Origin of the sequence: Morganella psychrotolerans, assembly GCF_001676055.1 — a bacterium.
Taxonomy (GTDB): domain Bacteria; phylum Pseudomonadota; class Gammaproteobacteria; order Enterobacterales; family Enterobacteriaceae; genus Morganella; species Morganella psychrotolerans_B.
On record NZ_LZEX01000001.1, the window covers coordinates 184,215 to 204,601 of the forward strand.

Consider the following 20,387-nt stretch of genomic DNA (forward strand, 5'->3'; position numbering starts at 1 on the left):
CAAGGGCGGAAATAGTATCACGATAACGCGGGCGGGACAGAAAAACCCGCCGTTAACGTGGCTTAACCCAATCCCGGGTGGTCAGTACGGTCAGAACATGGTCACGCCACTGCCCGTTGATCATCAGATAATCCTTCGCATAGCCCTCTTTTTCAAACCCGAGGCGCGTAAGGAGTTGTCCGCTGCGCTGATTATGCGGCATATAATTTGCCATGATACGGTGCATACCCTGCTGGCGCTGCATAAAACGGATGGTCGGCTCCAGCGCTTCCTGCATATAATGCTTTCCCTGCCATTTTTCGCCGAGTGAATACCCCAGATAACAGGCAAAAAAGACACCACGGATAACATTACTGTAATTTGCCACCCCCATGACTTCATTTTCCTGCGGATCCAGCAGCAGAAAATGAAATGCGCTTCCCTGACGGTGCATGTCTGTCATCAGTTGCAGGCGGGAAGACCAGCCGGAAGGATGATAATGGCTGCGATCGCGGATAGGCTCCCAGGGTTTCAGATAGGCTTCATTTTCACAATAATATTCACTGATACGGTGTGTATCCCGTTCATGTGCCAGACGGACAACCAGTCTGTCTGTCGCAAAACGAACCAGCGGAGTGTTAGCGCGATAGCCAAACAGCATAATCCCTCACTCAGAGAACCCGGTTAAAGCAGGCTTAACAGCGGTTCGTCGATAAAAAAATATCATCCTGAATCCGCTATCTTAATAACTGCATTCAGTAGAAAATAAAGACGATTATCATCTCCCTTTTTTCTTTCCCTTTCAACGTTTAATGTGGTGTTTAATGTCACTCGTCAGACAGGCCCGGACGCTGGGTAAATATTGGTTGCTTGCGGACAATTTACTGGTTGTTCTCGGGTTCTTTGTGGTCTTTCCGCTGATATCCATCCGTTTCGTTGAACAACTGGGCTGGTCCGGGATTGTTGTGGGGTTTGCTCTGGGGTTGCGCCAGTTTGTCCAGCAGGGGCTGGGAATTTTCGGCGGCGCTATTGCTGACCGGTTCGGTGCCAAGCCGATGATTGTCATCGGCATGTTCCTGCGCGCCGGCGGATTTGCACTGATGGCAATGGCGGATGAGCCCTGGATCCTCTGGCTCTCCTGTGTGCTGTCCGCGCTCGGCGGTACCCTGTTTGATCCGCCGCGTACCGCGCTGGTGATAAAACTGACCCGCCCGTATGAACGCGGTCGTTTTTATTCTCTGCTGCTGATGCAGGACAGCGCCGGTGCGGTGATTGGTGCGCTGCTCGGCAGTTGGTTGCTGATGTATGATTTTCATCTGGTCTGCTGGGTCGGTGCCGGTATCTTTGTGATAACCGCACTGTGTAATGCCTGGCTGCTGCCGGCGTACCGCATCTCAACCACCCGCACACCGATTAAAGAAGGCATGTCCAGGGTACTGAATGATAAACGCTTTTCCCGTTATGTCCTGACACTGACCGGCTATTTTATTTTGTCGGTTCAGGTGATGCTGATGTTCCCGATTATTGTCAATGAACTGGCAGGCACACCGGCGGCGGTCAAATGGATGTACGCGATTGAAGCCGCCCTGTCACTGACACTGCTTTATCCGCTGGCCCGCTGGAGTGAAAAACATTTCCGCCTGGAAACCCGGCTGATGGCCGGACTGTTTCTGATGAGCATGAGTATGTTCCCGGTCGCCCTGACTCATTCACTGCATGTATTGTTTCTGATTATAGGTTTGTTTTACCTGGGGTCGATTATTGCCGAGCCTGCGCGTGAAACGCTCAGTGCTTCGCTGGCCGATCCGCGCGCACGCGGCAGTTACATGGGTTTCAGCCGTCTGGGGCTGGCATTCGGCGGCGCTATCGGCTATACCGGCGGTGGCTGGCTTTACGATCTTGGTAAAGAAATGCAATTACCTGAACTTCCCTGGTTTTTACTCGGTACAATCGGACTTATTACGCTGTTTACACTCTACCGTCAATTTAACCCGAAAAAGGTCAGCCCGGCGGTATTGCCGGAAAACTAACCGGTATTGTGTGATTAATCATAGCGTTAATACCCGATATCACTCAAGATACAGACAAGTGACCTGCGGTTTGAATGAATATAAAGGTATATACCCAACGTCATTCAAGATGCAACCAACACACCTGCAGTTTGAATGAATAAGGGTAAGTTAGTATCGGAGACGTATTCAACAGGAGATACGATGAGAATGTTCCTCTGTGTTGCCGCACTGGTGTCGGTAACGATTTTAACAGGCTGTGATAAATTAACCGAAATAAGTATCAGTGAAGAGACTATCAACAGTACCATTGCTGATAAAATTCATCTGACAAAACGCATTGGCGTGGACGGTGTGGCCGATGCGGATTTCACACTGGAAAAATTGCTGGTTGAAATCGGCCGTGAAGAGCCCGGAAAAGTAAAATTAAATGGCATCGGCTCATTAAAGTTGGTGTCTCTGTTCGGTTCGCGTGATTTTACCATTTCGATGACTCTCCGTGCCGCACCCTATTTTGATGCCACCAGCGGATCGATTTATATGCGTGATATTGAAATCACCAATTACAGCCTGAACCCGGACAAATGGGACACGCTGATTTCCGCCCTGATCCCCTACCTTAACAGCACACTGAGCACCTTCTTTGATATTACTCCGGTCTATGTACTGAGCAGTGAAAATACCGCCGAAGCTGCCGCCAGAAAATTTGCCAAAGGAATTGAAATCAAACCCGGGCGGATAGTTATTCCGTTAACTGAGTAACATTCCATAAAAATTTTTAATTGTGCTACGAAACAATTAAATGACTGAATTATGATGTCGTTACTTATGGAACGGCATCCGCTTCAGGTTTATAACGAAACCGGTCTGTCCCGCCTTCTTCTGTTCATCCTGTTTTCAGCACGGTAAACCGATTTTTTAATAATTCCCCTTGCGCTGCATAAAATTAATTTCTGGTCAGCAATAGGATTACCCGTATTTTTCATCACTATTTTTAATGCGTCGCATCACAATTAATACACAAAATTAACACACATCCTTATCTGTTCAGTAACATCGGAAAATAAAATTATTTGTGATAAGGATTGTCTGATGCTCACACTGATTGGATTACTGATCATTATTGCCATTGTCACCCTGCTGATGACCGGCAAAACCAGCCCTGTTATAGCAATGTCGGTGGTTCCGCTGCTTGGCGCACTGTTAGCGGGCTACTCTCTGACTGAAATTTCTGCTTTTTTTGACTACGGAATAAAAAAAGTGGCGAATGTCGCCACTATGTTCCTGTTTGCTATTCTGTTTTTCAGCATCATGAAAGACTTACATATTTTTAATCCTTTTATCCGCCTGATGGTCAGCCTGACACGCGGCAACGTGGTGATTGTCGCCATGGTCACCGCACTGGTTGCGGCCGTTGTGCATCTGGACGGCTCGGGTGCGGCAACATTTCTGATTATCATTCCGGCGTTCCTGCCGCTGTACCGGCGGCTGGGCATGAGCCGTATCTGATGCTGCTGCTGATGTGTCTGAGTATGGGCGTGATGAATATGGTGCCGTGGGGCGGACCGCTGGGACGGGCATCCGCCGTTACCGGAATTCCTGCCGCCGAATTATGGCAGCCGCTGATACCTGTGCAAGTCATCGGGATTGTGGCATCCGTTCTGGTTGCCGGTCTGTTCGGGTTGCGTGAGAAACGCCGTATTGCACGTGCAGCGCAGTACGGTACCACACCTTATGAGCAGGACTCTCTGCTGAAACTGTTTGATGAAGAGAGCCATGATACCGGCACGGAAAAACCACAGCGGTTTCTCCTCAATATCAGCCTGATCCTGCTGGCGATTATCTGCCTCGCACTGGCTGGTTATCCGCGCCGTATATCTTTATGCTCGCTCTTTCTGCCGCGCTCGTGGTGAATTATCCAAAACCCAAAGATCAGGTTGCCGTGATAAACCACCATGCGCCACAGGCGTTATCTATGGCCGCCATTATTCTTTCCGCCGGGGTATTCCTCGGAGTTATGGATAAAGGCGGAATGCTGGAGTCCGTAGCGCGGGATCTGCTGCTGATTATTCCGGAAAACCTGGTCGCGCAGTTTCATATTATTATCGGGCTGATCGGCGTTCCGCTGGATATTTTTACCAGCACAGATGCGTATTACTTTGCTCTGCTGCCGATTGTGCGGGATATTGTGGCATCAGCGGGTATTCCGCCGGCAGATGTGGTGTATGCGATGGCTATCGGTAATAACGCGGGGACATTTGTCAGCCCGTTCTCACCGGCAGTCTGGCTGGCAGTGGGTATTGCCGGGGTAGATATGGGCCGCCATCTGCGCTACTCCTTTTTCTGGATCTGGCTGTTCAGTTTAGTCACCCTGACAGCCGGCTGGTTGCTGGGTTTGTTTTGAAAATGATAAAAAAAGCCCGGTGATTAAACCGGGCTGCTTCAGCATGAAGTGACAACGTCACGAATTAATGATTATCTTCACCGCCATCATTCTCTTCACTTTCACACTCTTCAGTATCACCGGCATCTTCCTGACTTTCCGCCAGTTCTTCCCACAGCCCTGCAAGGGCTTCACGGGTCAGAATAGCCAGTGTGCGGTAAAAACCTGATTGTGCGTGAGATTCCATTTTGCCGAGGAAACTGTCACTCCACGGCAACAGGAAATCTGCAAACAGGGCTGTCTGCGCGCTGACTTCATCTTCCTGTGACTGATCTTCCAGCCAGGAGGCTGCCAGCAACAGTGCACCGAAACTGTCTGCGGCGGCGTCAGGAACCGTCATGCCGCGCTCACTTAAAAATTGGCGGACATCATTTTCCGGTTCACCGGTGTAGTCAGAACGATGTACAACAACCGCACCGTCGGTAAACAGCTGCTGATAGTCTGCCGTCAGCACCGCGCTGTCACACTGCTCTGCCAGGCGCGTCAGCAATGCATCCTGCTCCAGCGGCCAGTGTGCTTTAAGCTGTCCCTGTTTGATCATATTCAGTACCGGCAACAGCACAGGATCTGACGGCGGGCGGTTAAACAGGGTTCCGAGCAGGCGGCAAACCAGTGAAAATTCATTCATACATCAAATCCTTATTACATAATTTGCCACTATTGTCCGGATTGCTGTTATCCGTGTAAAGAATTAATAGCCTAATTCCATGTTCACCACGCCATGCGGCGCTTCGCCCCTCTCGATCCGTTCAATATTAGCGGCGATCGCTTTCATGGCTTCGGCCGGGATAGTAAAGGCCGCAATATGCGGTGTGATATCGACCCGCGGATGTGTCCAGAACGGGTGCATTTCCGGTAACGGCTCGGTGGCGAATACATCCAGGCTGGCACCGGCAATCTGCCCGTCATCAATCGCTTCCAGTAAATCGTTCTCAACAAGATGCGACCCGCGCGCCAGGTTAATAAGATAAGAACTCTGAGGCAGTTTGCTGAACAGTGACTGATTGAGGATCCCGCGGGTTTGCGGGGTATCCGGCAGCAGATTAATCAGCAGGCGGCTGTGGCTGAGGAATTCATCCAACTGGTCATTACCGTGAAAACTGGTAACACCCGGGATGTTTTTGGCGGTCCGGCTCCAGCCATGTACTTTAAAACCAAATTCAGTCAGTTTTTCCGCCACAGCGCGGCCCAGTACGCCCGTACCCAGTACGCCGATTTCAAATTCATCAACGGTAAACGCCGGTTGTGCTTTCCAGATCCGCTGCTCCTGCTGACGTTTATAGATATCCATTTTGCGGAAATACCAGAGCGCCTTGACCACCGCATACTCCTGCATCTGCGCCCCCATCCCGGTGTCTTCCAGGCGCACCACCGGCACACCGGCGGGCAATGTGCCGGGATTGGCCTGTTCCTGCTTCAGAATAGCATCCACACCTGCGCCCAGCGCAAAAATACCTTTCATGGCGGTTCTGTTCGCCAGACATTCATGAGGCGGCAACCAGACCAGAGCATAATCAGCCGGCTGATTATCACCCGGCTGCCATTTGCGGATAGTGGCCTGCGGCAGGTATTTTTTCATGCCGTTTATCCACAGATCAGAATTAAAAAAAGGATGGTAGAAAATGATATTCATGCAGCGCTCCTCTGTTTTTTTACCAGCCTGATAGCAATCCTTACATAATTCAAGCCCGGACTGATTTTCACGCTGTTAAAATGTTGTTATTGTTAACTGACCTGCATAATTTCCGGGTATCTTGTCAATTGGCGAAAATATTTTTACGCTTGTTTTTTGCGCAACATATCATTCACCCCGGCAGGTTTCGCTGTGTAAATCGCCAATGTGCTGATTTTTTAGTTAAACGCACGAAAAAATACGTTTTTTTTTCATGTGTTGTATTGACGCTTTACGTCGCTTCCCCTATAGTTACGCCCCGTTGCAGCGAGATATCAACGCAACGGAAGTACACCGGTGAGATGTCCGAGTGGCTGAAGGAGCACGCCTGGAAAGTGTGTATACGAGAAATCGTATCGAGGTTCGAACCCCTCTCTCACCGCCATATTAAAAGAAACGCCTGTTGAGAAATCAACGGGCGTTTTTTTATTATATTTTGTTTTGATTTAATCTTAACACCCTCTATTTTGCCTCATTTGATGTATCTCAGCGTAATTTCTCTTTATTTTGCGTACACTATTGTACTTTGGCGTCTGTTTCTTCTCTCACTCATATAGCTAAAGGTGACAATTGTCCCGAAATGAAAATATCAACGTTTAAAGGATTACCTCTTTTTTCTGCACTAATTGACTCATGCCGGAATCAGCCTTATTCCGCTACCCGCTTACTCAAAGATACCATTGCCGGTATTACTGTCGGGATCATTGCTATCCCGCTTGCGATGGCGCTGGCTATCGGCAGTGGTGTTGCCCCTCAGTACGGCCTGTATACGGCGGCTGTCGCCGGTATTGTGATTGCCGTAACCGGCGGCTCCCGCTTCAGTGTCTCCGGCCCCACGGCCGCCTTCGTGGTTATCCTTTATCCCGTCTCCCAGCAATTTGGTCTGGCAGGCCTGCTTATAGCCACACTGATGTCCGGGTTTATTCTGCTCGCGATGGGGCTGGCACGCTTCGGCAAGCTTATCGAATATATCCCCATCTCTGTGGTGCTCGGCTTTACCTCGGGGATTGCCATTACCATTGCCACCATGCAGGTAAAAGATTTTTTCGGGCTGACACTTGCGCATGTGCCTGAAAACTATGTAGATAAAGTCGTCGCGCTCTCAGGTGCCATGCCGACAATTCATCTTGCAGATACCTTAATAGGTCTGACCACACTGCTGGTGCTGATTTACTGGCCTAAACTCAAGGTTCGCCTGCCGGGACACCTTCCTGCGATTATCGCCGGGATGCTGGTCATGGTTATCCTGTCATTCTTTGATCAGGACGTCGCCACCATCGGCTCACGCTTTAGTTATACCCTGCCGGACGGCACACAGGCGCGGGGATCCCGGCGATCCTGCCGCAATTTATTTTGCCGTGGAATTTACCCGCTCCCAATGGCGCTCCTTTTGATTTGAGCTGGGCAACCATTACCGCCCTGATGCCTGCTGCGTTTTCAATGGCCATGCTGGGGGCGATTGAATCCCTGCTCTGTGCTGTTGTGCTGGATGGTATGACCGGGAAAAAACATAACTCCAACGGGGAATTACTCGGTCAGGGACTGGGCAATATCGCCGCACCGTTCTTTGGCGGGATCACCGCGACTGCCGCCATTGCCCGCTCGGCGGCTAACGTGCGCGCCGGGGCAACCTCACCGGTATCCGCCATTGTTCACTCCCTGCTGGTTCTGCTGACACTGCTGGTGCTGGCTCCCGTGCTTTCTTATCTGCCGCTCGCTGCGATGTCTGCACTGCTGCTGATGGTTGCATGGAATATGAGTGAAGCGGCAAAAGTGATTGAGTTAATCCGCAGTGCGCCGAAAGACGATATTATCGTGCTGCTGCTGTGTATGAGCCTCACAGTGCTGTTTGATATGGTGATCGCCATCAGCGTCGGGATTGTACTCGCATCCCTGCTGTTTATGCGCCGTATCGCGAATATGACCCGCCTGAGTGAATCACCCTTCACCAATAACGATAAAGGATTATTGGTTGTCCGCGTCAACGGTCCGTTGTTCTTTGCCGCGGCTGAGCGTATTTTTGATGATCTGAAAGTAAAAAGTGCCGGTTATCATACTATTGTTATGCAATGGGATGCGGTACCGGTACTCGATGCCGGCGGGCTGAAAGCCTTCCGCCGCTTTATCGATGAAGCCGGTGTTGATACTCATATCGTGGTATGTGATATTCCGTTCCAGCCACTGAAAACCCTGGCCCGGGCGGGAATTGTCCCTGTTGATAATAAAATCAGCTTCTTCCCGACTGTGACAAAAGCGCTGATTGACCTTGATCTGATGGACGGTGTGATTTCAGAGCCCTGATCGCAGGACAGCACGGTAAACAGGATACAAAACATGACTAACGGCGGGTAAAGGCACCGCCGTTATGATATGAAAAAGACGGCAATGAGAGAAAACAATATGGCGATATTCAGATTACCGTTTATTAACTGGCTTATCCTCAACGGGCTGGCGGCGGGCTGGCTGTATCTTAAAGGCGGGCTGATATTTCAGTTCAGTGGCTGGACCGGTATTCTGGCGCTGCTTACGGGGCTGGAAAGTCTCGGTTGGATTGGTGCATCACTGGTGTATTTCCGCCGTCACAACACCACGGTAAACCCGCTCGGGGAAGCAACCAGCCTTATCACCGGCGGGCCGTTCCGGCTGTCACGTAACCCTGTGTATCTGGCGCTGACCACTGCCTGTATCGGCTTCGCGTTATTAACCCATTCGTTTTATTTTCTGGTTGCCGGGCTGATTTTCTGGCTGATAACCGATTTGTTCAGCATCCCGCAGGAGGAACAATTTCTTGCCGGACGCTTTAAAGAGCAATGGATACAGTATTGTCAGCAGACCCGCAGATGGCTTTAGCATCATACGCACTGCCCTGACCGCCGTGTTCTGACAAATACTGCCATAGCCCGTTCATCCCGTGCCAGTGGTTACTGCACCAGTCAGGTGCCAGCAGTGTCGGATAGCGCGCACTGGCACAAATGCGGTGATAAACCACCTCACGCGGTGTACGGCGGATCATCTCACCGGCAATATAAATATAGTCTTCCAGAGAAATAGTCGGTAAACGCCCTGCACGCCAGGCTTTTGCCATAGTGCTACCCTCCACAATATGCAGCGGATGCAGTTTGATACCTTCTGTACCGGTTTCCAGCACGCGTTCAAGAGTGACCAGATTGTCCTGCGCGGTTTCGCCGGGCAACCCGACAATCAGATGGCAGCAGACATTCAGTCCGCGTGCACGGGCAGCACGGGTTGTCGCCTGATAACAGGCAAAATCATGCCCGCGGTTAATGCGTCTGAGGGTTTTATCATGCGCGGTTTGTAATCCCAGCTCCAGCCATACTTCATAACCCTGCTGCTGATAATGCGCTAACAGATCCAATACCGCTTCCGGTACACAATCCGGACGGGTGCCGACACACAGTCCCACCACATCTGCCTGCGTCAGTGCGGATTCATACATCTGACGCAACAGTTCAACTTCTGCGTATGTGCTGGTATAGGCCTGAAAATACGCAAGATAGCGTTTTGCACGGGTGATTTTGCCGGACTGCTGATTAAGCTGATCCTCAATAGAATCATACTGTGTGTTTTCATCAGCAAATGAGGCAACATTGCAGAATGTGCAGCCGCCGCGCCCGAGGGTGCCGTCGCGGTTAGGGCAACTGAAACCGCCGTGAAGGGTAATTTTATGGATTTTTTCGCCATAACGGCGCTGAAGGTCAGCGCCGAACATGTTTACAACATCATGAAGCTGCATCTGTTCTTATTTTTCAGTATCCAGTACAGGGAAGCTTTTTACCAAATCATCAATCGCTTTTATCTGTTGCAGGAACGGCTCCAGTTTTGCCAGCGGCAGTGCAGACGGACCATCACAACGCGCATTATCCGGGTCCGGATGCGATTCCAGAAACAGACCGGCAAGACCCACGGCCATTCCGGCACGAGCCAGTTCCGCAACCTGACCGCGGCGACCACCTGATGCCGCGCCAAACGGATCACGGCATTGCAGTGAATGCGTCACATCAAAGATAACCGGGCAACCACCGGAGGCTTTTTCCATCACTTTAAAGCCCAGCATATCGACAACCAGATTGTCATAACCGAAGTTTGCACCACGATCACATAAAATAAGCTGGTCATTGCCGCCTTCACGGAATTTATCCGCAATATTACCAACCTGCCCCGGGCTGATAAACTGAGGTTTTTTGATATTAATGACCGCACCCGTTTTAGCCATCGCTTCCACCAGATCAGTCTGACGGGCTAAGAATGCCGGTAACTGGATAACATCAACAACTTCAGACACAGTCTGTGCCTGGCTTGCTTCATGAACATCCGTGATCGTTTTGACACCAAATGTGGCTTTGATTTCTTCAAAAATCCGCATTCCTTCCTCAAGACCCGGACCGCGGTATGAATTGATAGAAGAGCGGTTAGCCTTATCAAAAGAGGCTTTGAACACATAAGGAATGTTAAGCTTCTGCGTGACGGTAACGTAATGTTCGCAGATTTTCATCGCCAAATCGCGGGATTCGAGTACATTCATTCCGCCGAACAGGACAAACGGCAACTGATTGCCGACACGGATATCCCCGATATTTACGATTTTCTGTTGCATTCTATAACCTTTTGACAGAGGCAATTATACCCTTATTCATTCAAACTGCTGGTTCGTTGGCGGCAACCTGAATGACGTTGGGTATATATTGCGTTTATGGAAACGGTAAAAACAGCACCCGCTATTTAATGTAAAACAATATGCTGTTGCTCATAGGTGTGGATCTGCATTTTTATCATCTCAGATACCGGGTCTTTAGGGCATTGTTCAACAAAATAATTCAGGTCTGAAATCGCGATATGGCTGCAATCCAGCTGCGCATAAATCAGTCCGCGATCGCGGATTTCATAAGGGTCATCCGGATCAAACAGTAAAATGGTTTCGCTGACTCTCAGCGCCTGCTCCATTTTTTTCTCTTCCATCAGGGACACTTTAATACTCTCAAGATACTTGCGCACCACATGGCTGTTCTCGGCTTCTTCCAGATCCCCGCCGGTCAGATGCTGTGCCGGACTGAGAGTGCCTTTTATCCAGACATCCAGCGTGTGCTGATCCAGTATTTCACCGTTAATCGGGTTAATAAACAGTGTTTCTTCTTCCAGATCCGCGCGCAGAATCAGCTGAGTCGGAAAAACAACCGGTGAAACCGGCAGCCCGACTGACTGAGCAATATGGATAAACAGGATCCCGAGTGAAACCGGCGAGCCGCGCTGTGTGCGCAACACGGTGTCCAGCCAGAGTGTCTCAGACAGGGAATACACACCGCTGGCTCCGCCAAACTGCCATTTCTGGTAAAAGAGTGTGATGAGTGTCTGTAAACAGGTGCGGTCATCCGCCCCCGGCGGGAGGCGTTTACGGGCCTGACGGATAAGTTCATTGATGTGCAGTTCAGCCTGCGGCTGATCAAAATCAGGGCGGACAGTTTTTAACACTAACAGAATACCGTTCAGTAACGACGCCCCGTTGAACTCAAAATCAGCAATGCTTTTCATTTCTCTTCCCGTTGACCTAAAGTAACCCGCTCATTTCCACCATAATCGCGGCGGGTTTCCACCCGGCAAAATCCGTTTTTCCGGAACAGTTCACGAACGGCATCACCCTGCCGCCAGCCATGCTCCACTATTAACCACCCGCCGGATTGCAGATAACCCGATGACGCCTGCGCAATATCCGCTAAATCGGCAAGTCCGTTCTGTCCCGCAACCAGTGCGCTGCGCGGCTCGAAACGGACATCACCCTGTGCCAGATGTTCATCATTTTCATCAATATAAGGCGGGTTACTCACTATCATAGCAAATTGATGGATCGCCAGTGAAGCAAACCAGCAACTTTCTTTAAAGGAAACATTATTAAGTGCCAGCTGAGTGGCATTGAGACGTGCCAGTTCCACCGCACCGGGCTGAATATCCACCCCGGTGACAGTACAATCAGGGCGTTCTGATGCCAATGCCAGCGCGATAGCCCCGGTGCCGGTGCCGAGATCAAGAATATCGCAGGCGCCCGCAGGTAACAACTCAAGTGCGGTTTCCACCAGACATTCGGTATCCGGCCGCGGAATAAGTGTTGCCGGTGATACCTGTACCGGGAGCGACCAGAATTCACGGGTGCCGGTGATATACGCCACCGGCTCGCCCTGCTCACGCCTTATCAGCAGCGACTCAAGCTGCTGCTGTTCATCATCACTCAGTGCAGTTTCATCAAACGCAAAAATATAGCTGCGGGTGCGCCCGGTAACATGCCCGAGTAAAATTTCCGCATCGCGTTTCGGGCTGTCACTGTGACAAAGACGTATGATTGCCGCCGCCAGCCAGGTACGGAAAGTCATCAGTCCTGATCAGACAGCGCCGCGAGCTGATCTGCCTGATATTCATTAACCAATGGCTGGATAAGCGTATCTAGCTTGCCTTCCATCACTTCATCCAGACGGTAAAGAGTCAGGTTGATGCGGTGATCCGTTACACGCCCCTGCGGGAAATTATAGGTACGAATGCGGTCAGAACGGTCACCGGAGCCGAGCAGATTACGCCGCTCAGAGGCTTCGGCTTCATGGCGTTTTGCCTCTTCCGCCGCTTTGATACGCGCCGCCAGAACAGACATGGCTTTGGCTTTGTTTTTGTGCTGCGAACGTTCGTCCTGGCACTCAACAACAATTCCGGACGGAATATGGGTAATACGGATAGCAGAGTCAGTGGTATTAACGTGCTGACCACCGGCACCGGATGAGCGGAAGGTATCAATGCGCAGATCCGCGGGGTTGATGTCGGTTAATTCAGCCTCCGGCACTTCAGCCAGTACCGCGACAGTACAGGCAGAGGTGTGAATGCGCCCCTGTGACTCGGTTTCCGGCACACGCTGTACACGATGACCGCCGGATTCAAATTTCATTGTTCCGTAGGCGTTATCACCGACAACTTTAAAAACAATCTCTTTATAGCCGCCGTGTTCGCCGTCATTGCTGTTCATGATTTCAATTTTCCAGCGACGGGTTTCAGCATAACGGCTGTACATCCGGAATAAATCACCGGCAAACAGGGCTGCTTCATCACCGCCGGTACCGGCACGGACTTCCAGGAAGCAGTTACGTTCATCATCCGGGTCTTTCGGCAGCAATAAAACCTGCAATTCCTGCTCTGTGATTTCATTGCGCAGTTTTGCTTCTTTAAGCTCTTCTTGTGCCATCTCCTTCATTTCAGGATCATCAAGAAGCAATTGCGCGGTTTCGATATCATCCTGAATAGCCTGCCAAGTTTCAAAACACTTCGCGACATCAGACAGTTGCGCGTATTCTTTTGATAAGGCACGGAATTTATTTTGATCAGCGATAATATCGGCATCCGCAAGATGCGCCTGAATTTCTTCAAAACGTTCTTTTAATGCTTCCAGTTTTGCGACAATAGAAGGCTTCATTCGTAGTCTGCTACCTTAAAATAATAATAGAGGAAATTAATGGTGCTCCAGCCCGAGGCTGTCGCGTAACAGCGTCAGACGCTCAGTGTCACCGTCACCGGCGGCTTCCCTGAGTGATTTGGTCGGTGCGTGGATGAGGCGGTTGGTCAGTTGCTGTGTCATCTGGTTGATAACATCCGCGGGGTCATGTCCCTGCTGAATCAGACTGACAGCCCGTTCTGCCATCGCGGCGCGGATCTCTTCAGCCTGTTCACGGTATTCACGGATAGTGTTCACCGCGCCCTGACTGCGCAGCCACTCCATAAAGTGCCCACTTTCCTGAGCAACTATTGATTCTGCCTGCTGTGCGGCAACCTGACGCTGCGCCAGATTATGCTCAATAATAGCCTCAAGATCATCCACAGTATAAAGATAGACGTTACTGAGCTTTTCAACATCAGCTTCGATATCACGCGGTACCGCAATATCCACCAGCAACATCGGACGGTTTCGCCGCGCTTTCAGCGCACGCTCTACCATCCCTTTACCGATAATCGGCAGCGGACTGGCGGTGGAGCTGATAACAATATCAGCTTCTGCCAGCCGGCTGTCGATTTCCGGCAGTGTGATCACTTCCGCATTGACTTCCTGCGCCAGAATGCGGGCGCGTTCACGGGTCCGGTTGGCGATCATCATGTGTTTCACGCCGTGCTCGTTCAGATGACGGGCAACCAGTTCAATGGTTTCCCCGGCACCGACCAGCAGAATATTCAGCTTGGCTAAGGATTCAAAAATCTGACGCGCCAGCGTACAGGCGGCAAACGCCACAGAAACCGCATTTGCGCCAATGTCTGTTTCTGTCCGCACACGTTTGGCGACAGAGAATGATTTCTGAAACAGACGTTCCAGTTCGCGTGAGAGTGACTGATGTGTCTGTGATTGTGCAAAGGCTTTTTTGACCTGCCCCAGGATCTGCGGCTCACCGAGTACCAGAGAGTCCAGTCCGCTCGCCACCCGCATCAGGTGACTGACAGCCTCATTACCCTGATGCCAGTACAGGCTGGACATCAGTTCCTGCGGATTGATATTGTGATAGCGGCACAACCAGTTGATCAGTTGTTCCCGCTGATCACCCTGTTCATTCACACTAAGATAAATCTCAGTCCGGTTACACGTAGACAGCACAACACCGCCGCTCACAGCCGGCTGTTCGAGCAGATTAGCTAACGCCGCTTCCATGCTGTCCGGTGAAAACGTGACTTTCTCACGTAACGCAACAGGCGCGGTTTTGTGGTTAATGCCGAGTGCTAATAGAGTCATATCTGCAATGCGAATCAGGTAAGTGTGTGAAACACCGGCAGAGTATACCGGAAATCAACACCCTTACTAAGGATAACTGCAGGCATTTTAGCAGTCGGTTCACCGCAATTAAAGCGCTAAACCCGAATCCGTGATAATAAGCAGTTAGTATAGTACAGCTCATGCGGTCCATCCGCTATTAATAGGCCTGATATTTGCGTAAATCAGCGTAAGAGAGGTAGGAAATAGTGGTCGGAACAGGCACAATATTCCCATTGATTACGTTTTCAGTTGTTAAAGGAAATTACAACGTGGCTCTTATACAATTACCACGCGTTATCCGGTTATTACCATTATGCAGCCTGATCCTGGCTGCCTGTACTCTGCCGGATACGGCAGAAAAAGGCGATGTCTCCGCAACATCGGCCGGCTGGAAGAACCATGTGGAGAAAGTAAATAATCTCACCCGTTACCAGACCCGCGGTTCGTTCGCCTACATCGGCGAAAACCAGAAAACGTTTGCCCGCTTTTTCTGGCAGCAATATTCCGCTGACAGCTACAAGCTGCTGCTGACCAATCCGGTCGGCAGTACTGAGCTGGAACTGATTGTCCGCGATGGTCAGACTCAGCTTACGGATAATAAAGGGCAGAAACATTACAGCGATGATCCGGACAATATGATCTATCAGCTGACCGGCATGACCATCCCGATGGAAAACCTGCGTCAGTGGATAACCGGATTACCGGGCGAGGCCCAATCCTATGCCATCAGCAATGAATACCACCTCAAAGCCCTGACCTGGTCACAAGGTATGGAGAAGTGGAAAGTCAGTTATCAGTCTTATAACGATAAAATCTCACCGCAACTGCCGGACCGCCTGGATATCGAACAAGGCAGCAACCGCATTAAGCTGAAAATGGATTCATGGACACTCAATTAACGTCTCTGACCTGGCCGTCCCCTGCCAAATTGAACCTGTTTTTGTATATCACAGGCCGCAGGGAAGATGGCTATCATCTGTTGCAGACGCTGTTTCAGTTTCTCGACTACGGTGACAGTGTCACAATCACTCCCCGCACAGATGATAATATCCGGCTGCTGACACCACTGACCAGTGTGCCGGATGAGCAAAACCTGGTTGTTCGTGCCGCCCGGTTGTTACAACAATATGCCCGCGAACAATGCCTGACGGGTACCCCGCTCGGTGCGGATATTGCTGTTGATAAAATTCTGCCTATGGGGGGCGGGATCGGCGGCGGCTCATCCAATGCCGCCACTGTACTTATCGCTCTGAATTATCACTGGAAGTTACAGTTACCGGATGAAACTCTCGCGCAGTTGGGTGTTACCCTGGGTGCCGATGTCCCGGTATTTGTCCGCGGGCATGCCGCATTTGCCGAAGGAATCGGTGAAATTCTGACCCCGGCATCACCACCGGAGTGCTGGTATCTGGTCGCACACCCGGGAATTTCGGTTCCGACACCGTTAATCTTCACAGATCCACAATTAATTCGCGACACTCCGATCCGCTCTCTGCCCGCATTATTAAAGGCTCCGTTCGCAAATGACTGTGAACCGACCGCAAGAAAACGTTTCCGTGAGGTTGATGAACTTCTTTCCTGGCTGCTACAATATACAACGTCACGCCTGACCGGTACGGGTGCATGTGTGTTCGGTGAGTTCGAAAACCAGGCAACCGCCCGACAGGTGTTAAGTAACGCGCCGGCGTGGGTGAAGGGCTTTGTGGCACAAGGTGTCAACATATCGCCGCTTCATCAGTTCCGCGCCGGCATTAAACTGTAATTGCCCCTGATTTCGTCCCCCTGACGTTTTCAGGTGTACAATTCACTCTCTCTGGACGCATGCCTGAGGTTTTTCTCGTGCCTGATATGAAGCTTTTTGCTGGTAACGCCATCCCGGAACTGGCACAACGTGTTGCCAACCGCCTGTACACTAACCTCGGAGATGCTGCGATTGGTCGTTTCAGCGACGGTGAAGTCAGTGTTCAAATCAATGAAAACGTGCGCGGTGGTGATGTATTTATCATCCAGTCTACCTGTGCACCGACCAATGATAATCTGATGGAACTGGTTGTGATGGTCGACGCTCTGCGCCGTGCTTCTGCGGGTCGTATCACCGCGGTAATCCCGTACTTCGGTTACGCCCGTCAGGATCGTCGTGTCCGCTCAACGCGTGTGCCAATCACCGCGAAAGTGGTTGCTGACTTCCTTTCAAGTGTGGGTGTTGACCGTGTGCTGACTGTTGATCTTCACGCTGAACAGATTCAGGGTTTCTTTGATGTCCCGGTTGATAACGTCTTCGGCAGCCCGATCCTTCTGGAAGATATGTTGCAGAAAGATCTGGATAACCCGATTGTGGTTTCTCCGGATATCGGTGGTGTGGTACGTGCGCGCGCCATTGCCAAACTGCTCAACGACACTGATATGGCTATCATCGATAAACGCCGCCCGCGTGCGAACGTTTCTCAGGTGATGCATATTATCGGTGATGTGGCGGGTCGTGACTGTGTACTGGTTGACGATATGATTGATACAGGGGGCACGCTGTGCAAAGCTGCGGAAGCACTGAAAGAACGTGGTGCGAAACGTGTATTTGCTTACGCAACTCACCCTATCTTCTCCGGCAACGCAGTAAACAACATCCGTGATTCAGTAATTGACGAAGTGATTGTCTGTGACACCATTCCGTTATCCGCTGAAATCAAAGCACTGAGTAATGTCCGCTCACTGACATTATCCGGGATGCTGGCTGAAGCCATCCGCCGTATCAGTAATGAAGAGTCTATCTCCGCGATGTTCGAGCACTGATTCATCTGAATCAGGCGCATATATTGCGTGTCAAACCCGTTGCTGATTACAACGGGTTTTTTGTTGCCCTGCTCTTATCTTATTCAGACCACACTTATTGAGACTGCGTGTGTTAATCCGATCCTATCCGATACGACATTTATTCAATAAGACCAGTAAGATTACGGCAGAGCAAAATGTGCGGATTTATTACGGCATCCGGCGACGATAACGACTGTGGAAATTACGCAGCCAGTAATATTTATCTGCGATACATTCACGACGTCCGCCCATACCCGCCCCGCCTAACCAGATTAAGGCACCGATAAAGATCCCCATCAGGGATGCTTCAGAATAAATATCAGGCACAGGAAGCACAAAGATAAGAACGCCGACAGTGAAAGCCATACTGCCGACCATCAGTAACATACCGACAATCATCAGCAGGTTACCCACTAATAAGGTTAGTTTACGTTTCATAGGAACCTCCGTCACTCATTTGTCTGTAAACAATGAAAAGTACGAAAGCAGGAATTCCTTCTTGGTATAGATTATAGCCCGTATTTTCACGAATATGTTGCGTATGAGATCACACAGACAAAAAATAACCGGTTTTATTTGACTAATAGTGCCAAAAAAGAAAGATTTAATAGTTCCTCCCTGAATTATACCCAATATCACCATGTTACATCATCACACTTACCGGCCCGGCGTTTATTTTTGTACTCCGTGCTTCAGACAGGTAGAATATCCCTCTTTGTATTAAAACCCTGCCTGAACAACAAGTGAAAACAGTGTGAGTCAGATTAAATTAATTGTGGGGCTGGCAAACCCCGGTGCGGAATACGCCCAAACGCGCCACAATGCCGGTGCCTGGTTTGTTGATGAGCTTGCCCGTCGCCATAATCAGTCATTAAAATCAGAAAGTAAGTTTTACGGCTATACCGCGCGCCTGAATATTCAGGGGAATGATGTCCGCCTGCTGGTGCCTGTCACCTTTATGAACCTGAGCGGCAAAGCCGTCAGCGCCATCGCCGGTTTTTATCAGATTGCCCCGGATGAAATTCTGGTGGCTCATGATGAGCTGGATCTTCCGCCCGGTGTGGCAAAAATGAAGCTCGGCGGTGGTAACGGCGGGCATAATGGTCTGAAAGATATTCAGAGCAAACTCGGTAACAACCCGAACTTTTATCGTCTGCGTATTGGTATCGGGCATCCGGGTGATAAAAGCCAGGTTGTTGGTTTTGTGCTGGGTAAACCGCCGGCCAGCGAACAGCAATTAATCGATGACACCATCGATGAAGCCGTGCGCTGCACTGATGTACTGATGAAAGACGGCATGGCAAAAGCGGTAGCCCGTTTACATACGTTTAAAGCAGAGCGCTGAGTCGGGAAATGTCGTCTGTTTAGCCGCAACCGTGTATAATCAGCGGCAATTATTTAACGTGCTTGCAGACCGTGCCGGTCTGCTGTCATTTTTAAGGTGAAGAATTTATGGGTTTCAAATGTGGTATCGTCGGCCTGCCGAACGTTGGTAAATCAACGCTGTTTAACGCGCTGACCAAAGCAGGTATTGAAGCGGCGAACTTTCCGTTCTGTACAATCGAACCGAACACCGGTGTTGTTCCTATGCCGGATGCCCGGTTAGATGCCCTCGCGGAAATCGTTAAACCACAGCGTATTCTGCCGACCACCATGGAATTCGTCGATATCGCAGGACTGGTGAAAGGCGCATCCAAAGGTGAAGGTCTGGGTAACCAGTTCCTGACCAATATCCGCGAAACGGAAGCTATCGGTCACGTTGTCCGCTGTTTTGATAACGACAACATTATCCATGTCGCTGGTTGTGTAAATCCGGCAGATGATATTGATACCATCAATACCGAACTGGCACTGGCGGATCTCGATACCTGTGAGCGTGCAATTCACCGTGTTCAGAAGCGCGCCAAAGGCGGCGATAAAGACGCAAAACTCGAGCTGGAAGTGCTGGAGAAATGCCTGCCGCTGCTGGAAAATGCACAGATGCTTCGCAGCCTGACCCTGAATAAAGAAGAAATCGGTGCTATCCGTTATCTGAGCTTTCTGACACTGAAACCAACTATGTACATTGCCAATGTCAGTGAAGATGGTTTCGAAAACAACCCGTATCTTGAACAAGTGCGTGAAATTGCAGCAAAAGAAGGTTCTGTGGTTGTGCCTGTATGTGCGGCAATTGAGTCTGATATTGCTGAGCTGGAAGATGGTGACCGCGAAGAGTTTATGGCGGACCTGGGTATTGAAGAACCGGGTCTGAACCGCGTGATCCGCGCCGGTTATGCCCTGCTCGAGCTGCAGACTTATTTCACCGCCGGTGTAAAAGAAGTCCGCGCGTGGACCATCCCTGTCGGCGCCACCGCCCCGCAGGCCGCCGGTAAAATCCATACTGACTTTGAAAAAGGCTTTATCCGCGCCCAGACCATCGCCTATAACGATTTTATTCAGTACAAAGGTGAACAAGGCGCAAAAGAAGCCGGTAAAATGCGCGCAGAAGGCAAAGAGTATATTGTCCAGGATGGCGATGTGCTGAACTTCTTGTTTAATGTGTAAACTTATACTGTAGTCTCACGCCGCACCAAGCATCGGCCCACAAAACAGCATGAAATTCATACAATTAACTTAATTTCATGCTGTTTACTGCTACACTAAATATCATAAAAACTTGTCCGCTCCCTCTTGTCTTGTCCACTTCCCCCTATC

Annotated in this window: 18 protein-coding genes, 1 tRNA gene and 2 pseudogenes; 11 read left to right on the top strand and 10 right to left on the bottom strand. The window is 50.3% G+C overall.

The window, feature by feature from the left end:
- Nucleotides 1-52: 52 nt before the first annotated feature.
- Nucleotides 53-637 (bottom strand): ribosomal protein S5-alanine N-acetyltransferase, encoded by a 585-nt coding sequence (gene rimJ / locus AYY17_RS00860; protein ID WP_067421272.1) that lies wholly within the window; start codon nucleotides 635-637, stop codon nucleotides 53-55.
- Nucleotides 638-803: 166 nt separating this feature from the next.
- Between rimJ and mdtH the strand changes: the two genes are divergently transcribed.
- From mdtH to AYY17_RS22610, 3 genes and pseudogenes are all read left to right on the top strand, one after another.
- On the top strand, nucleotides 804-2,009 hold the full coding sequence (gene mdtH, locus AYY17_RS00865) for a multidrug efflux MFS transporter MdtH (protein WP_067399976.1): 1,206 nt from the start codon (nucleotides 804-806) through the stop codon (nucleotides 2,007-2,009).
- A 183-nt stretch (nucleotides 2,010-2,192) separates the two neighbouring features.
- Nucleotides 2,193-2,750, top strand: coding sequence for a lipoprotein (locus AYY17_RS00870; RefSeq protein WP_067420529.1), 558 nt, complete (start codon nucleotides 2,193-2,195; stop codon nucleotides 2,748-2,750).
- 330 nt (nucleotides 2,751-3,080) lie between these two features.
- A pseudogene (locus AYY17_RS22610) lies at nucleotides 3,081-4,392 on the top strand (CitMHS family transporter).
- 64 nt (nucleotides 4,393-4,456) lie between these two features.
- On the opposite strand, the gene AYY17_RS00880 reads toward AYY17_RS22610, so the two are convergent.
- Both AYY17_RS00880 and ghrA read right to left on the bottom strand, forming a co-directional pair.
- A complete protein-coding gene (locus tag AYY17_RS00880; protein WP_067420531.1) occupies nucleotides 4,457-5,059 on the bottom strand; it encodes a TorD/DmsD family molecular chaperone in 603 nt (200 codons plus the stop codon).
- A gap of 63 nt (nucleotides 5,060-5,122) precedes the next feature.
- Nucleotides 5,123-6,064 (bottom strand): glyoxylate/hydroxypyruvate reductase GhrA, encoded by a 942-nt coding sequence (gene ghrA, locus AYY17_RS00885; protein ID WP_067420533.1) that lies wholly within the window; start codon nucleotides 6,062-6,064, stop codon nucleotides 5,123-5,125.
- Between the two features lie 335 nt (nucleotides 6,065-6,399).
- On the opposite strand from ghrA, the gene AYY17_RS00890 reads away from it, so the two are divergent.
- The 3 genes and pseudogenes from AYY17_RS00890 to AYY17_RS00900 all read left to right on the top strand — a co-directional run bounded on the left by AYY17_RS00890 (nucleotide 6,400) and on the right by AYY17_RS00900 (nucleotide 8,953).
- Nucleotides 6,400-6,488: transfer RNA gene (locus AYY17_RS00890), tRNA-Ser, on the top strand.
- A gap of 195 nt (nucleotides 6,489-6,683) precedes the next feature.
- A pseudogene (gene dauA, locus AYY17_RS00895) lies at nucleotides 6,684-8,404 on the top strand (C4-dicarboxylic acid transporter DauA).
- Nucleotides 8,405-8,503: 99 nt separating this feature from the next.
- Nucleotides 8,504-8,953 (top strand): methyltransferase family protein, encoded by a 450-nt coding sequence (locus AYY17_RS00900; RefSeq protein WP_067421274.1) that lies wholly within the window; start codon nucleotides 8,504-8,506, stop codon nucleotides 8,951-8,953.
- Here the strand turns inward: AYY17_RS00900 and mnmL are convergent.
- The 6 genes from mnmL to hemA form a co-directional block, all read right to left on the bottom strand.
- Nucleotides 8,904-9,857, bottom strand: coding sequence for a tRNA modification radical SAM protein MnmL/YtqA (mnmL, locus tag AYY17_RS00905; RefSeq protein WP_067420534.1), 954 nt, complete (start codon nucleotides 9,855-9,857; stop codon nucleotides 8,904-8,906). The two genes, AYY17_RS00900 and mnmL, sit on opposite strands and share 50 nt — an antisense overlap.
- A 6-nt stretch (nucleotides 9,858-9,863) precedes the next feature.
- Nucleotides 9,864-10,718 carry a 3-deoxy-8-phosphooctulonate synthase gene (kdsA, locus tag AYY17_RS00910; RefSeq protein WP_067420536.1) on the bottom strand — a complete coding sequence of 285 codons (855 nt, stop codon included), beginning with the start codon at nucleotides 10,716-10,718 and terminating at the stop codon, nucleotides 9,864-9,866.
- A 125-nt stretch (nucleotides 10,719-10,843) separates the two neighbouring features.
- Nucleotides 10,844-11,650, bottom strand: a complete 807-nt coding sequence (gene sirB1 / locus AYY17_RS00915; RefSeq protein WP_067420538.1) for an invasion regulator SirB1 — start codon at nucleotides 11,648-11,650, stop codon at nucleotides 10,844-10,846.
- Nucleotides 11,647-12,483 (bottom strand): peptide chain release factor N(5)-glutamine methyltransferase, encoded by an 837-nt coding sequence (prmC, locus tag AYY17_RS00920; protein ID WP_067420540.1) that lies wholly within the window; start codon nucleotides 12,481-12,483, stop codon nucleotides 11,647-11,649. The genes sirB1 and prmC overlap by 4 nt, the downstream gene beginning before the upstream one ends.
- Nucleotides 12,483-13,565, bottom strand: coding sequence for a peptide chain release factor 1 (prfA, locus tag AYY17_RS00925; RefSeq protein ID WP_067420542.1), 1,083 nt, complete (start codon nucleotides 13,563-13,565; stop codon nucleotides 12,483-12,485). The genes prmC and prfA overlap by 1 nt, the downstream gene beginning before the upstream one ends.
- A gap of 36 nt (nucleotides 13,566-13,601) precedes the next feature.
- The gene (hemA, locus tag AYY17_RS00930; protein WP_067420544.1) at nucleotides 13,602-14,864 is read right to left on the bottom strand and encodes a glutamyl-tRNA reductase; all 1,263 of its coding nucleotides are present in this window, start codon (nucleotides 14,862-14,864) and stop codon (nucleotides 13,602-13,604) included.
- Between the two features lie 290 nt (nucleotides 14,865-15,154).
- Here hemA and lolB point away from each other — a divergent pair, with 290 nt between their 5' ends.
- From lolB to prs, 3 genes are all read left to right on the top strand, one after another.
- On the top strand, nucleotides 15,155-15,784 hold the full coding sequence (lolB, locus tag AYY17_RS00935; protein ID WP_082981209.1) for a lipoprotein insertase outer membrane protein LolB: 630 nt from the start codon (nucleotides 15,155-15,157) through the stop codon (nucleotides 15,782-15,784).
- The gene (gene ispE, locus AYY17_RS00940) at nucleotides 15,769-16,647 is read left to right on the top strand and encodes a 4-(cytidine 5'-diphospho)-2-C-methyl-D-erythritol kinase (RefSeq protein ID WP_067420546.1); all 879 of its coding nucleotides are present in this window, start codon (nucleotides 15,769-15,771) and stop codon (nucleotides 16,645-16,647) included. Before lolB ends, ispE begins: the two co-directional genes overlap by 16 nt.
- Before the next feature lie 77 nt (nucleotides 16,648-16,724).
- The gene (gene prs / locus AYY17_RS00945; RefSeq protein WP_150384674.1) at nucleotides 16,725-17,672 is read left to right on the top strand and encodes a ribose-phosphate diphosphokinase; all 948 of its coding nucleotides are present in this window, start codon (nucleotides 16,725-16,727) and stop codon (nucleotides 17,670-17,672) included.
- A 189-nt stretch (nucleotides 17,673-17,861) separates the two neighbouring features.
- On the opposite strand, the gene AYY17_RS00950 is transcribed toward prs, so the two are convergent.
- Nucleotides 17,862-18,131 (bottom strand): stress-induced YchH family protein, encoded by a 270-nt coding sequence (locus tag AYY17_RS00950; RefSeq protein ID WP_067420548.1) that lies wholly within the window; start codon nucleotides 18,129-18,131, stop codon nucleotides 17,862-17,864.
- Nucleotides 18,132-18,447: 316 nt separating this feature from the next.
- Here AYY17_RS00950 and pth point away from each other — a divergent pair, with 316 nt between their 5' ends.
- Nucleotides 18,448-19,038 (top strand): aminoacyl-tRNA hydrolase, encoded by a 591-nt coding sequence (gene pth, locus AYY17_RS00960; RefSeq protein ID WP_067420552.1) that lies wholly within the window; start codon nucleotides 18,448-18,450, stop codon nucleotides 19,036-19,038.
- A gap of 107 nt (nucleotides 19,039-19,145) precedes the next feature.
- A complete protein-coding gene (gene ychF / locus AYY17_RS00965) occupies nucleotides 19,146-20,237 on the top strand; it encodes a redox-regulated ATPase YchF (protein ID WP_067400012.1) in 1,092 nt (363 codons plus the stop codon).
- The last annotated feature ends 150 nt before the right edge of the window (nucleotides 20,238-20,387 follow it).